This window comes from Archangium lansingense (genome assembly GCF_026626635.1).
GTDB lineage: Bacteria > Myxococcota > Myxococcia > Myxococcales > Myxococcaceae > Archangium > Archangium lansingense.
In genome coordinates this window covers 4,873,650-4,887,582 of the sequence record NZ_JAPNKA010000001.1, presented here as the reverse complement: position 1 = coordinate 4,887,582, position 13,933 = coordinate 4,873,650, and the positions used below count along the sequence as shown (strand labels likewise).

The following is a 13,933-nucleotide window of genomic DNA, read 5'->3' as shown; positions in this document are numbered from 1 at the left end:
GTAATGTCGGACGACATCGCGATCGGCATCGACCTGGGCACCTCCACCTCGTGCGTGTCCGTGGTGCAGGACGGTCAGCCGTTCGTCATCCCCAACGAGTGGGGTGAGACGACCCATGCCTCGTGCGTGTCCTTCCTCGAGGATGGCTCGGTGCTGGTGGGCAACGCGGCCAAGCGAAACATCATCACCAACCCCGAGTGCACGGTGTACTCGGCCAAGCGCCTCATCGGGCGCTACTTCTTCTCCGACGAGGTGAAGAAGGCCCAGGCGGTGATGCCGTACGAGATCGTCGAGGGCGAGAACAACTCGGTGCGCATCGCCGTGCGGGGTCACGACTACTCGCTGCCGGAGATTTCGGCGCTGGTGCTCAAGGAGATGAAGGCCATCGCGGAGGGGTACCTGGGCCGCGAGATAACGAAGGCGGCCATCACCGTGCCCGCCTACTTCAACGACAACCAGCGCCAGGCCACCAAGGACGCGGGCCGCATCGCCGGGCTGGAGGTGCTGCGCATCCTCAACGAGCCCACCGCGGCGGCGCTCGCCTACGGCTTCGGCCGAGACGTCAGCCAGCGCGTGGTGGTGTACGACCTGGGCGGCGGCACCTTCGACGTCTCCATCCTGGAGATCGGCAAGGACGTCTTCGAGGTGCTGTCCACCGCCGGTGACACGTACCTGGGCGGTGACGACTTCGACGACCGCATCATGACGTGGCTGGCGGACGACTTCCTCAAGCGCACGCGGCTGGACTTGCGGCAGAACAAGTACTGCCTGCAGATGCTCAAGGACGCGGCCGAGCGGGCAAAGATCGACGTGGGCAGCACGGGCCTGGCGGAAGTGAACTGCCAGGGCATCTGCCAGGACGCCGGCGGCAACGTGTTGGACCTGACGGGCCGGCTCACCCAGGACCAGTTCAACCGGATGGTGATGGACCTGGTGCAGCGCACCTTCAAGGTGTGCGACGAGGCCCTGCAGTCCGCGCGCATGACGGCGGCGGACATCGACGCGGTCATCCTGGTGGGAGGCCCCACGCGCCTGCCCATCATCCGCAACTCGGTGCGCCACTACTTCCAGAAGGAGCCCAAGGAAGGCATCAATCCGGACCAGGTGGTGGCCATGGGCGCGGCGCTCCAGGCCAACGCGCTGCTGGACTCGGCCACCGAGACCTTCCTGGTGGACGTGACGCCCCTGTCGCTGCGGATCGGCACGGTGGGCGGCTATACCGAGAAGGTGATCGACAAGAACACCCCGGTTCCCATCGACCGCTCGAAGACGTTCACCACCAGCCGTGACGGCCAGGAGAAGGTGAAGATCCGCGTCTACCAGGGTGAGTCCAACCGCGCCGACGAGTGCGAGATGCTGGGCGAGTTCGAGTTCTCGGGCTTCCGCATCGGCTACCGTGGCGAGGTGAAGATCGACGTGACGTTCGAGATCAACACGGACGGCCTGGTGAACGTGTCGGCGACGGACCAGGAGACGGGGCAGAAGACGTCCACCACGCTGACCATGTCCTCGGGCATGTCGGAAGCGGACATCCAGGCGTCCATCCAGGCCAACAAGCAGATTCAACTCGCGGGGCATGGGGCGGATCTGCCCGCCGTGGCCACTCGAGGGAGATAGACGAGCGCGATGTCCCAGCCTCCCCAGAACGGCGCCGGCAAACCCCCCGGCCCTCCGCCCCCGCCCCAGCCCGCGACGCCGGGCTCGAGGACGGGTCCGGCGGCGGCCACCGCGCCGGCCATGTCCCCCGCCCGTCCGCCCCCGCCCCCGGGCACTCCGCCCGCCACGGCCGCTGTGCGGCCTCCCGTGAGCGGTGTGTCGCCAGCCCAGCCTCCCGCGCGTCCGACCGCGACGGTTCCCGCCGTGCCCTCCGCTGCCCGCCCGGCCGCACCCGGTGCGCCCGCGACACCTGCGGCCCCCGCGAGTGCCCGACCGCCCTCGTCCCCAGGTGCCCCGGCCGTTCCTCCGGCGGCGCGGCCTCCCTCCTCACCGGGAGCACCCGCTGTCCCCTCGGGAGCCCGTCCGGCGGTGCCTCCCAGCGCGCCCGCCGTCCCGGGTGTGCCTCCAGCGACGCCGCCGCGCCCGCCCGGCCCGGCCTCGGGGACACGCCCCAGCGTCTCCGGAGTTCCGAGCGTGGCATCCGCACGGCCGCCGCCCCCGCCCGGTACGCCCCCGGCAGCGCCCAACGTTCCGCCTCCTCCACCGGCAGCGGCCTCGCAGTCCCGCGCGCAGCCGCCCACGCTGGCGCCAGGCTCCGTGCCGACGCCCCCAAGTCCCGCGCCCGGCTCGGGGCCACGTCCCGCCATCCGGCCCACCACCTCACTCCCGGCCGTGGCGCCCGCTGGCACCTCGCCCGCGCGGCCTCCCTCCGGAGTCGGTCCGGTGCGTCCCCCGCCTCCGCCTCCGGCCGCGCTCCAGCCGCCGCCTCCTCCGCCCATCGCTCCGTCCATCGCGCCGCTGGTGCCCCCAGTGGCTCCGGCCGTGCCGCCCCCGCCGCCTGCCGCCGCGATCCAGCCGCCTCCCCCGCCGCCCGCTGCAGCCGGGAAGAGCATGGACCTGGACCCGAGCCAGATGACCGAGCTCTGGGAGCGCTGTGCCCGGCTCGACCAGATGGACTACTTCGAGGTCCTCATGGTGGAGCGGTCCGTGGTGCCCGCGGACATCAAGAAGGCCTTCTATCGGGAGAGCCGCACCTACCACCCGGACCGCTTCTTCCATCTGGACAACAAGGAGCTGAAGGACCGGGTGCACGAGCTCTACAAGCGCGTCACCGAGGCCTACTACGTGCTCCGGGATGACGCGAAGCGCCGGCAGTACACGGCGAACATCTCGGGGCCAGAGCGGGCCCAGAAGCTGCGCTTCACCGAGTCCTCCGAGGCCGAGACGCGCGCCGCGTCCAAGCGCCAGGTGGAGGAGCAGATCGGCGTGCACCCCAAGGGGCGACAGTTCTACCAGACAGGCGCAGCGGACGCCGATGCGGGCCGCTGGGCCTCGGCCGAGCGCAACCTGAAGATGGCGCTCACCTATGAGCCAGCCAACACCCGCTACAAGGAGAAGCTCGCCGAGGTGCAGAAGGTGTTACTGGAAGAGTCACGCAAGCAGGGCGACGCCTTCAAGATTCGCTGACGCCTGACTGGCGAAACGGGGGACCGCGTGACGATCGATCTGATCATCCTGGGGCTGGTGCTGCTCTTCGCGGTGGTGGGTGCCATCTCCGGAGGGGCGAAGCAGATCGCCAACATGGTGGCGCTCGCGGTGGCCTGGTACGTCTCGCGCAAGCTGGGCACGTACGTAGGACCCAAGATGGCGGCGGCCCTGGGTGGCGCGCCGCTGCTGATCGGCACGGTCGCCGGCTCGATGCTGGTGTTCATCACCGTCCTGGTGGCGGTCCGCTACGCCCTCACCTACTTCCTGCAGCGGCTCTTCGGTGGCCCGGACCCGGAGAAGCGGGGCGTGGACAACGCCATCGGCTTCGTACTCGGCGGGGCAAGGGTGGTGATCATCGCCTACGTGGTGCTCAGCGCGCTCGTCTTCGCCGAGCAGTACATCATCGTCGCGGGCAAGCGCATGGGCGTGTCCCCCAAGGACTCGGTGTCCTTCGGGCTGGCGCGCCGCTACAACCTCTTCGAGATGACGCAGTTCGCCGCGGTGAAGGACATGGTCGCGGTGACAAAGGTGGCGGGCAACCCGGAGCAGGCCCGGCGCATGGCGGACAACCCGGCCTTCAAGTCGCTGAAGCAGGACCCGCGCTTCCAGCGGGCCCTGTCGGACAAGCAGCTCCGCGAAGCGCTGGAGCGAGGCGATACACAGGCGGCGCTGCGCAGCAACCTCGTCCTCCAGCTCCTGCAGGATCCGCAGTTCGTGGCCCGGCTGGGCGCCGCGGCCCGGGCCTCCGAGCGCAGCGAGTAACCAGCCGGAGGCTCAGGCGCCGAGCCCCGCGCTCGCCTCCAGTCCAGCCAGGCGGGAGCGAACGAAGTCCTGGTCCACGGTGACCTGGTGGCGGCGGTGCTCGGGGGCCTCGAACATCACGTCCGACATCACGTGCTCGAGGATGGAGCGCAGGCCGCGCGCGCCCAGGCCCTTGTCGATGGAGAAGCGCACCACCTCGCGCAGGGCGTCCTCGGTGAGCTCCAGCTCGATGCCGTCCAGCCCCAGCAGCTCGCGGTACTCGCGAATGATGGAGTCCGGGGGCTCGGTGAGCACACGGAGCAGCTCCGGCTCTCCGAGCAGCTCCAACTGCACCACCACCGGCAGGCGCCCGAGGAACTCGGCGAGCATGCCGAAGTCCACGAGCTGCTTGGTGGTGACGCGCCGGTGCACCTTCTGGACGTCCTGGGCCCCGAAGCCCAGGGGCCGGGAGTCGACGTTGCCGCCGTACTCGTGCAGGTCCGAGAAGGTGCCCGCGCAGATGAACAGGATGTCCCGGGTGTCGATGGGCACGAAGTCCCCCCGGTTGAACGTCTGCGTGACATTCATGGGGACGAAGACCTCACGGCCCTCCAGCAGCTTGAGCAGGGCCTGCTGCACGCCCTCGCCGCCGATGTCCCGGCTGCCCGCCCCGTTGCGCGCTCCCTGCGAGCGCCGGGCAATCTTGTCCACCTCGTCGATGAAGATGATGCCCCGCTGGGTGTCCTCCACCGAGTGGTTGGCCTTGAAGAGCAGGTCCGCCACCATCACCTCCACGTCCTTCCCGTAGTAGCCGGCTTCCGTGTACTCGGTGGCGTCCACGGTGGTGAACGGGACGGAGAGGATCTCCGCGAGATTCCGGGCAATGTGCGTCTTTCCGCTTCCGGTGGGCCCGATAAGCAGGATGTTGCTCTTCTTGAGCAGCGAGGTGCGCCGCAGCCGGCGCGCCTGGATGCGCTTCAGGTGGTTGTGCGCTGCGATGGCCACGGCCCGCTTGGCCGCCTCCTGGCCGATGACGAACCTGTCCAACCGCTCGTAGATTTCCCTCGGGGTCATCAACGGCGAGTCCCTGCGTGCGGACGACTCCATGTACCCTCCCCTTGGCTCCATGCGGGCTCCCGGACCTCCTCACGGGGAAGGGTAGGAATCCGCTGGAGGACAGCCCACCCATTGAGCTGGGAAGGGGGGGCTCCACCCCTGTCTGGCTGGCCGCCCCTCAAGCAGGAGTTGAACGGCGAGGGGTTTCTCGATACTTCCCGCGCTGTCCATTGTTGGACACGTCCACCCCTAGACCGGGAGAGCAGGAACGCCGATGCCACCCATCACTCCTCAGCACCGTTGGACCCTCGCCGATGCCTTGGACACCTATGGCATCCGTAACTGGGGCGCGCCCTACTTCGGGGTCAACGACAAGGGCCATGTGTGCGTCCATCCGGATGGCCCCACGGCCGCGAGTATGGACCTGAAGGAGCTGGTGGACGAGGTCCGCCGCCGAGGCATCGGTCTACCGTTGCTGATTCGCTTCACGGACGTGCTGCGCCACCGGGTGGTGCACCTGAACCAGGCGTTCCGCAAGGCCATCTCCGAGCACAACTACAAGGGCGTTTACCAGGGGGTGTACCCCATCAAGGTGAACCAGCACCGGTACGTGGCGGAGACCATCGTCGAGACGGGCAAGCAGTTCGACTACGGCCTGGAGGCCGGTAGCAAGCCGGAGCTGCTCGCGGTGATGGCGCTGCTGGACCAGGAGGACGCGCTCGTCATCTGCAACGGCTACAAGGACGAGGAGTACGTCGAGACGGCGCTGCGCTTCAGCCGCCTGGGCCGCAAGGTGATTCTGGTGGTGGAGAAGCCCTCGGAGCTGCCGCTCATCGCCGAGGTGGCGCGCAAGACGGGCATTGCTCCGCGCATCGGCATGAGGGTGAAGCTGTCCTCGCGAGGCGCGGGCAAGTGGGAGGCCTCGGGCGGAGACCGCTCCAAGTTCGGCCTGTCCTCCTCGGAGCTGATGAGCGCCATCGGCTTCCTCAAGGAGACGGGGCTGCTGCCCTCCTTCGAGCTGCTGCACTTCCACCTGGGCAGCCAGATCTCCAACATCCGCAACGTGAAGAACGCGCTGCGCGAGGTGGGCCGCTTCTTCGTGGAGGTGGCGCGCCAGGGAGCTCCGCTGAAGTACCTGGACGTGGGCGGCGGCCTGGGCGTGGACTACGACGGCTCGCAGACGAACTTCACGTCGTCCATGAACTACACGACGGAGGAGTACGCCAACGACGTGGTGTTCGCGGTAATGGAGGCGTGCGACTCGGCGGGCGTGCAGCACCCCATCCTGGTGTCCGAGTCCGGCCGCGCCGTGGTGGCGCACCACGCGGTGCTGGTGGTGGACGTGCTGGGCACCAGCGAGTTCGATCCGGTGAGCGTGCCGGAGAAGGCGGACGACAAGGCGCCCTCGGTGGTGCGCAACCTGCTGTCCACCTTCAAGGAAGTGACGAACAAGAACCTGCTGGAGGCCTACCACGACGCCCAGGACTACAAGGAGGAGACGCTGACGCTCTTCTCCCTGGGACACCTGTCGCTGGAGCAGCGGGTGATGGCCGAGAACATCTTCTGGGCCATCTGCCACAAGATCATGCGGATTGCCGGCGAGTCGGGAGAGATTCCCGAGGAGCTCGAGGCACTTGAGAAGCAGCTCTCGGACACCTACTTCTGTAACTTCTCGGTGTTCCAGTCGCTGCCGGACTCGTGGGCCATTGATCAGCTCTTCCCGATCATGCCCATCCACCGGCTGAACGAGCGGCCGTCGCGGCGCGCGGTGCTGGCGGACATCACGTGCGACTCGGACGGGAAGATCGATCACTTCATCGACAAGCGCGAGGTGAAGGACGCGCTCGAGCTGCACCCGCTCAACAACGACGACTACTACCTGGGCATCTTCCTGGTGGGCGCGTACCAGGAGATTCTGGGAGACCTGCACAACCTCTTCGGTGACACGCACGCGGTGCAGGTGTCGCTGGCGCCGAACGGCGGTTACCTGATCGACCACGTGGTGGAGGGCGACACGGTGACCGAGGTGCTCAACTACGTGAGCTACAACAAGGACGACCTCGTGGCGAAGCTGCGCAAGTCCACCGAGGTGGCGCTGCGCAACGGCCGCCTGACGCTGGACGAGTCGCGCCAGCTGCTGCGCATGTACGAGGAAGGCCTGTCCGGCTACACGTACCTGGAGCGCGAGGTGGATGCCTCCTTCGTCGCCGGACACGGGCAGCTGCGCCTGGTAGCCCAGGACGGCGGCTCGGCCTCCGGTAAGGCCCCGGTGCCGCCCACTGGCACGGGCAGCTGAGCCACAGTAGAGCCTGGGATGTGACGAAGCCCCGCGAGCACTTTCTGGTGCCGCGGGGTCTTCTTTTTCCGCGACCTGCTCGTCGTGTCTGCCTGCAAGGCCTTCATGCGCCTCTGCGACGGCTCCCGCGCTCCGCCGCCTCACCCCTGCGCTCTGGCTCTCTACCTGAGGTGATGGCTCAGCAGGATCCACGGAGTCCCACCCAAGGAGGAGATGACATGAAGAAGGAAACGATTGTCAGAGCCTGGAAGGACCCGGCGTACCGCGCATCCCTGACCGCCGAGCAGCGAACCGCGCTCCCCGAGAGCCCCTCCGGCAAGCCCATGACCGAGTTGAATGAGTCCGACTTGGGCCATGCCATCGGCGGCGTCGAGGGCATTCTCCCCACGGGGTGCGTCGTGGGCCCCAAGGGATGCATCCCCATCCCAAGGTAGGCGCCGCTACGCGCCGGATTCCTTGACTCGCCGCCCGCCCGCAGCACAGTGCGCCGCGTGTCACGGCGAGGGTTGAGGGTTGGAGTCAGTGTCGCAGCCGCCTTGTTTCTGGCGGCCTGCGTCACCGTGCGGGGACGGCCTGCGGAAGGCCCGCTCGATGCGGTCCAGGCCTACCTGCAGGCGTGGGCTGGAGGCGACCTGGCCACCATGGAGCGCATGGTGGCCGAGCCGCCCCCCCACTTCGCAGCACAACACCAGCGCTTCCGCGACGACCTGCGCATCGTCACTTCCCGCTTCGAGCTCGGCCGCGTCGAGCACGAGGCGGAGAGCGCCGTGGTCACCTTCCGAGCCCTCCACGTGCTGCGCGGACTGGGCGAGTGGGAGATGAACGGTGCGTTGCACCTCGTGCGCCGCGAGGGACGCTGGTGGGTGCGCTGGACTCCGGCAGTGCTGCACCCCGAGGCGCGAGAGGGAGACCGCTTCTCCCGCACGAGGACGCGCCTGGAGCGAGCCGCCATCCTCGATGGAGACGGCGTGCCCCTCACCCGTCAGGGCGAGGTCATCACCATCGGCGTCGAGCCCCGGCGCATCCAGAACCGCGCCGCCGTGGCCTCGGCGCTCCAGGCGCAGCTCGGCGTCGACCCGGCGCGGCTGGAGAAGGTGCTGAACGCGCCAAGCGTATCGCCCGAGCACTTCGTCCCCATCATCGACGTGCGGCTCGAGCGCTACCAGCAGGTGCGGCCGGCACTGGCGCCCGTTCCAGGCATCTTCTTCCGCCGCAAGAGCGCCCGACTCACCCCGGCGGGGGGCTTCGCCGCGCACACCCTGGGCCGGGTGGGCGACGTGACGGCCGAGCTGCTCACGCAGTTGGGTCCGCTCTATCAGCCAGGGGACATCGTGGGCCTGTCCGGGCTGGAGCTGGCGTATGAGCCGCAGCTCGCGGGAAGCCCTTCTGGCGAGGTGCGCCTCACCCGCCCATCCGGCGAGGTGCGCGTCCTTGGCCGCTTCGAGGGAACACCCGGCACGCCGCTACACACCACGCTGCGCCCGGAAGTGCAGTCGGCAGCAGAAGCCGCAATCGAAGGCGTGACCCAGCCGGCGGCGCTGGTCGCGGTGGACACCGGCACGGGCGCCATCCTGGCCGTCGCCAGCCGGCCGCTCGAGCAACCCTTGAATCGAGCCCTCACCGGCAGATACCCGCCCGGCTCGACATTCAAGGTCATCACGGCGGAAGCCCTGCTCACCGGAGGAATGCGCCCGGACTCTCCGGCGTCGTGCCCTGCCGTGGCGACCGTGGGCGGCAAATCGTTTCGCAACTTCGAGGGCGAAGAGTTCGGGAACACGCGCCTGCGCGTGGCCTTTGCCCACTCGTGCAACACCGCCTTCGTGCTGCTGGCCGCAGGGCTCGCTCCGGATGCACTCGGGGCCGCAGCCCGCCGCTTCGGCTTCGACGTGGAGTACTACCCGGGACTGCCTTCTCCTGGAGCCTCGTTTCCGGCGCCTCGGGACGAGACCGAGAAGGCGGCGGCGGCCATCGGGCAGGGACGCGTGCTGGCGACGCCGTTGCACATGGCCTCGGTGGCCGCGGCGGCCGAGTCGGGCAGGTGGCGCGCCCCCTACCTCCTGGCGGAGCTCGAGGACGGTCCACGTGCCTCGCTCGCGGCCGGTACCCGTACGCCCCTGCTTGCGCTGATGCGCGCCGTCGTGACGGAGGGCTCGGGCAAGGCGGCAGCGGGCGTAGCAGGCCTTGCTGGCAAGACGGGCACCGCCGAATTCGGAAGCGGTACTCCCCTGCCCACGCACGCGTGGTTCATCGGCTTCCGCAACGGCATCGGCTTCGCAGTCCTGGTCGAGGGCGGTGGCGTGGGTGGTCGCGTAGCCGTGCCCATCGCCGCGAAGTTCGCCGCGGCCTTGTGATGGTTGCCGAGGGGGTGGTCCTCCGCCCTATCACTCCGGAGAGACCGAGGCCTCACCTCATGACCATTGGCCAGGGAAAGGGGAAACAGGGCCCGGTGCTTGATGTTGGGGAAATAGGCCGCCAGGTAAATCTCCTCACCCACCCTCACCCACGCCCGTCTGGCTGGCTCGGACTGAGCCCTCCACCATGCCTCCGCCTCCTCACAGGTCCCAAAAGAGGCAATGGGAACGGGCTGCTCTTTCTCCACGAGCTCTTCGAGATACCACTTGAGTGCACGATTGTATGGCAAACGGCGGATGTTCGTCTCGCGATCATAAAAAACATCATGGTACGCATTCGCGATGAGCACGTTGGCAGGGTCCGGTGGACGGGGATGGCTCGCAAGCCAGGCTTCCGCATCCACCCGGGTGTCAAACGATGCCACGACGAAGGGAGGATCGTTGGCCTCGACGTGCTCCTGAAAGACCGCGAACTCATCCTGCTGGCCTGTTGATTCAATATATTGAATCGCATCGAGGATGGCCTGACTCTGAGCTATTTCCTCATCAGATTCCGGCTCGTCGCGAACCTTCTCGAAGAAGCGCTTCGTCCTGTCCATGAGCGCGCTCAGCCCGACATTGACACCTCGAGGAGGTGGGCGGCGAGAGCCAGGCTCCTTGAAAAAGTCTTCAAAGCCATACCGTTGGCCGGTGGCGAAGATGAAGTCCAGAGCATCTCTTGCCATGCCGAGAAGACGGGCCTGCTCTTCAGATTGGTCCTGACTCCAACGTCTCCCAATCACAGGGTGCGCATTCGCAAGATCAGAAAGACGCGTCATGGTTCCACCCGCGCGATAGAGTTCGAGGAAACACTGGATGAGGCCAGCAAGACGGCTGGCGCAAGCAGCAGGATTCCTCCCGCACTGCTGACAACGACGAAGACGACCCCCGCGATGACGACAACGGACCCCACCAGAAGCTCGCGGTTGTGCTGCTTCAGCCAGTCGATTGCGCTACCAACGACAGCGAAGCCAACTCGAAGTTTGCCGGCCTCAGCCATCTCCCTGAGCCTGCAACAATCCTGATATGCTGGCATGCACCTCTCTCGGCACATGGCATCTTTGGAGCCAGCGCTTGCGTGCGTCCAATGACGGCCCTTCAGGCTGGCTTTGCACATTTCTTCGCATCTATCGCGCTCGGCCTCGCAGTCGCGATTGAAGGAGGCACGAATGATAGGTGCTTCGAGACGGCCATGGCTCGTGAGGTACGGATATTTGGACAAGTCAAAGCCGCTGATGGGCTGCCATGAGTGGGACACCTGACCATCCGGAACCTCCTGGATGATGAGCACATAGCGGGACAAATCCGCGGAGCCTGATGGACCAGGCGGCACGTACCCCGTGGCACTACAAGATAGAAGGAGCAGGCTGAGGCTCGATGCCGCGAGCCATTGGGCGGCCGGGGTGTTCATCGTGGCTCTTTTGCATGAGCGTTCCACCGGGTCAACGCCCATCCGAAGAGCTACCCAGGCCCCCCCTCCTCCTCAGCCGTGCTTCAACGCGCCCTCGGTGCGGGGCGCACCCGGTACCGTGAGCCGTTCCTCCAGCCGGCCGCGGATGTAGCCCACGTGCAAGCGCAGATCATAGAACTCGTCCATGTAGCTCAGCGGCACCTTCAAGCCGCCAATCTCATGCTCGAGCTGATCGAGGAGCAGCAGATCCTTCCGCACCTGCTCGACGTCCAGCTCGCCGCGCAGCCGCTCGTCAATGACTCGCAGCCGCGCATACCAGCGATAGATGCGCGAACGAACGCTCCAGCGGTACACCGGCGGCGTGAGCCGCAGCAGCGGCACCAGCACCACGAACAGTGGAATGAGCAAGACAACGAACCGGTGAATGAGCGCCGCGAGCCAGAAAGGCAGCATGCGCCGCAGAAAGTCCGGTCCATGCGTCAGGTAATACCTCGCCTGCTCGTTGACGGGCAGTTCGGTGAGCGTGTCATTCGGAAACCTCCCAGGATCGCTGAGCAGATCGCCACCCCGGTGCGTCCGAACCGCCGCCTCGGTCAGCAACGCGACCACGGCAGGGTGCACGTCCTTGCGCGCCACCAGCACTGCCGCGGGCGCCACCAGTTGCACCTCCCGCTCTGGCAGATCGCGCACCAGATCCAGTGAGCCCCGGTGCAGCGTGACCGGTGACAGGTACCTGAAACGGCGGGCATAGGCATGGGCCTGCTCGAAGCTCATCAGCCGCACTCCGGGCGTGTGCATCAGCTCGGAGATCAACGGCGCGGTGGGCCCCATGACGAAGAGGGCCGCGTCAACCGAGCCCTCCCGCAGCGCCGCCACGGCCTTATCCCCGCCGAGGTCGACGAGCATGGTGCCGGATTGCCCGCCCACCACTCCGCCCGCGGCCAGCATCTCCAGGGACAGAGCCCGCACGCCGCTGCCCTCTGCCCCCACCGCGATGCGTCTGCCCGCCAACTGGCCAATCCGTTCGAGCTGGGCCTCACCCCGGTAGAACACCCATACCGGCTCCAGGTACAGGCTCGCCAGCGCGACCAGTTCCTTGCGCTTCTCCTTGTCGGAGGGAGCCGTGCCGCCCTGGACAATGGCGACGTCGACGCCGGAGCCCGGAGTGTTCAGCAGCGCGTAGTTCTCAATCGAACCGGCTGTCTCTCGGACGACGAGCTCGAGCCCCGACACTTCGAAGTGCTCGGCGTAATGCCGGGCTGCTGCGTGGTACGCCCCGCTCGCGGAGCCAGTGGCGATGACAACCGTGCGCGGCGGAGCTGGCTCGACGAACTGCCACGCCACCGCCACCAACGCCGCCAACACCACAGCCACCACCGCGGCCGCACGCATCATCTCCAGACGCGACAGTGTCCGAGGATTCACGTTCTGCGATCCCTGCACGCCAAGCCTCCTTCGGCTCCGGCCATCCTAACGCGCGGAAATTCCTCCGCTCGCCCCGGATAACCGGACTGCTTCGAAGGCAACGTCCCGATGACGAGCGTCCCGGATTCGCTACGGTAGGCGACGCTCCGCGGGCAGCAACCCAAGCCTGTGTTCGATGACACGCCCCGGCTCTCCTCGGAGCACGAAGCGCAGCTTCAACGCGGGCACCTCGAATTTGGAGCCGCCGAGCCAGTCGAGGAGCCCGTCCCCCTGGGCACGAATGCAGCGGAGCTCGCTCCAGGGGATGCAGGGAACGCCTCGGACAAATGGAGAACGGAAGAGCCAGTTCGGAGCCAGGTGAAGCCCTCCGGTTCCAACTCCCACATAAAGGGCGTTGCGGAAGTCCACCCAACGCACGGACCCCGAGGCGAACCGGAACACCCTCTCTAGTGGCTCATCCATCTGCGGGTAGCGCTCCAGGAGCGCCTTGAACCCTGCCATCCACGCCAACAGGGTGCAGGTGAGCAACCACATCCCCACGAAGAAGAAGGGAAAGGCGACCAGAAGCCAGGTGGGGGGCGGCGAGCCGGAGCGCGCGGCCGCCAGGAGCATCTCTAGACCGAGCAGGTTCATCTCGAGAGCAGCCTACGCGCTACTCGAGCTTCCAGTCGTCCAGGTACACGTCCATGAAGTCGGTGCGCATGCCGGCCGTGCCCCAGGTCAGACTGGTGTCACGAGCCGTGAGCTGGAGCACTCCGTTGACGAAGAACTGCAACGTATCGCCGCTCACCGAGAACTTGACGGTGTGCCAGGTCCCGGTGGCTGGAGTGCTGAGATCCTTCTGCGCGAGCGTGGTGTAGACACCGCCCAGCTTCTTCTTGATCGTGATCAACCCGTCCTTCCGGTAGGACGCCACGTACAAATCGTCCTCGGTCTGGTAGCGGGCGAAGACATGCAGCCCTGCCCACTCGGGCGCGCCCGCGTGCCAGTTGTCGATGAGAGCGCGGTAGCTCGGAGCCGCGGTCTTCCAGCCGACCTTCTTGCCGTCGACGTACTTCCGCGAGAGCGCCCGGAAGTGGTGCGTGGTCGTCCACCCGCGATGGGAGGTGCCCGCCTGGTTCGCGGAGAGGCACCCGGACGTCACCTCGAAATGGGCCCGCTGGGACGAGTCGCTCGCGCACCCGACGAGCGAACCCTCTGCATAGGCCTCGAAGTTCTCACCGGCCCAGGGGCAGCTGCTCGCGGAGGTGCAGATGATGTAGTGAGAGTCGGGATAGAAGTCATAGCCACTCTCCGCCGTGGCCGCGGACTCCAGCGCATCGCGCTCTTCCAGCGTGTCCGGCCCGCAGGCTCCGGCCAGCACCATCAGCCAGGCGACCGAACCCAGAACGAGTGCACGACCCTTCATGGTTGAGTCTCCGTCTCATTCTGGAGGAGGGCTCGAACCCCCCGCCATCCCAGAAGAATGAT

Annotated in this window: 12 protein-coding genes; 6 read left to right on the top strand and 6 right to left on the bottom strand. The window is 67.1% G+C overall.

The window, feature by feature from the left end:
• Window positions 1–3: 3 nt before the first annotated feature.
• Window positions 4–1,617 carry a molecular chaperone DnaK gene (gene dnaK / locus OV287_RS20075; protein ID WP_267535646.1) on the top strand — a complete coding sequence of 538 codons (1,614 nt, stop codon included), beginning with the start codon at window positions 4–6 and terminating at the stop codon, window positions 1,615–1,617.
• On the opposite strand, the gene OV287_RS20070 is transcribed toward dnaK, so the two are convergent.
• Entirely contained in the window at window positions 1,563–2,303 is a 741-nt protein-coding gene (locus OV287_RS20070; RefSeq protein ID WP_267535645.1) for a hypothetical protein, read from the bottom strand. The two genes, dnaK and OV287_RS20070, sit on opposite strands and share 55 nt — an antisense overlap.
• A gap of 76 nt (window positions 2,304–2,379) precedes the next feature.
• Here OV287_RS20070 and OV287_RS20065 point away from each other — a divergent pair, with 76 nt between their 5' ends.
• Window positions 2,380–3,123 carry a J domain-containing protein gene (locus OV287_RS20065; protein ID WP_267535644.1) on the top strand — a complete coding sequence of 248 codons (744 nt, stop codon included), beginning with the start codon at window positions 2,380–2,382 and terminating at the stop codon, window positions 3,121–3,123.
• Window positions 3,124–3,150: 27 nt separating this feature from the next.
• Complete coding sequence (locus OV287_RS20060) at window positions 3,151–3,906, top strand: CvpA family protein (RefSeq protein WP_267535643.1); 756 nt, start codon at window positions 3,151–3,153, stop codon at window positions 3,904–3,906.
• Between the two features lie 12 nt (window positions 3,907–3,918).
• On the opposite strand, the gene clpX is transcribed toward OV287_RS20060, so the two are convergent.
• On the bottom strand, window positions 3,919–4,992 hold the full coding sequence (gene clpX, locus OV287_RS20055) for an ATP-dependent Clp protease ATP-binding subunit ClpX (protein ID WP_267535642.1): 1,074 nt from the start codon (window positions 4,990–4,992) through the stop codon (window positions 3,919–3,921).
• Between the two features lie 223 nt (window positions 4,993–5,215).
• Between clpX and speA the strand changes: the two genes are divergently transcribed.
• From speA to OV287_RS20040, 3 genes are all read left to right on the top strand, one after another.
• On the top strand, window positions 5,216–7,237 hold the full coding sequence (speA, locus tag OV287_RS20050) for a biosynthetic arginine decarboxylase (RefSeq protein WP_267535641.1): 2,022 nt from the start codon (window positions 5,216–5,218) through the stop codon (window positions 7,235–7,237).
• A gap of 218 nt (window positions 7,238–7,455) precedes the next feature.
• A complete protein-coding gene (locus tag OV287_RS20045; protein ID WP_267535640.1) occupies window positions 7,456–7,671 on the top strand; it encodes a mersacidin/lichenicidin family type 2 lantibiotic in 216 nt (71 codons plus the stop codon).
• A gap of 48 nt (window positions 7,672–7,719) precedes the next feature.
• A complete protein-coding gene (locus OV287_RS20040; RefSeq protein ID WP_267535639.1) occupies window positions 7,720–9,588 on the top strand; it encodes a penicillin-binding transpeptidase domain-containing protein in 1,869 nt (622 codons plus the stop codon).
• Between the two features lie 814 nt (window positions 9,589–10,402).
• Here the strand turns inward: OV287_RS20040 and OV287_RS20035 are convergent.
• From OV287_RS20035 to OV287_RS20020, 4 genes are all read right to left on the bottom strand, one after another.
• Window positions 10,403–11,038 carry a hypothetical protein gene (locus OV287_RS20035; protein WP_267535638.1) on the bottom strand — a complete coding sequence of 212 codons (636 nt, stop codon included), beginning with the start codon at window positions 11,036–11,038 and terminating at the stop codon, window positions 10,403–10,405.
• 72 nt (window positions 11,039–11,110) lie between these two features.
• Window positions 11,111–12,463, bottom strand: coding sequence for a TAXI family TRAP transporter solute-binding subunit (locus OV287_RS20030; protein ID WP_267535637.1), 1,353 nt, complete (start codon window positions 12,461–12,463; stop codon window positions 11,111–11,113).
• 129 nt (window positions 12,464–12,592) lie between these two features.
• Complete coding sequence (locus OV287_RS20025; RefSeq protein ID WP_267535636.1) at window positions 12,593–13,096, bottom strand: hypothetical protein; 504 nt, start codon at window positions 13,094–13,096, stop codon at window positions 12,593–12,595.
• A gap of 19 nt (window positions 13,097–13,115) precedes the next feature.
• The gene (locus OV287_RS20020) at window positions 13,116–13,871 is read right to left on the bottom strand and encodes a LamG domain-containing protein (RefSeq protein ID WP_267535635.1); all 756 of its coding nucleotides are present in this window, start codon (window positions 13,869–13,871) and stop codon (window positions 13,116–13,118) included.
• Window positions 13,872–13,933 lie beyond the last annotated feature (62 nt).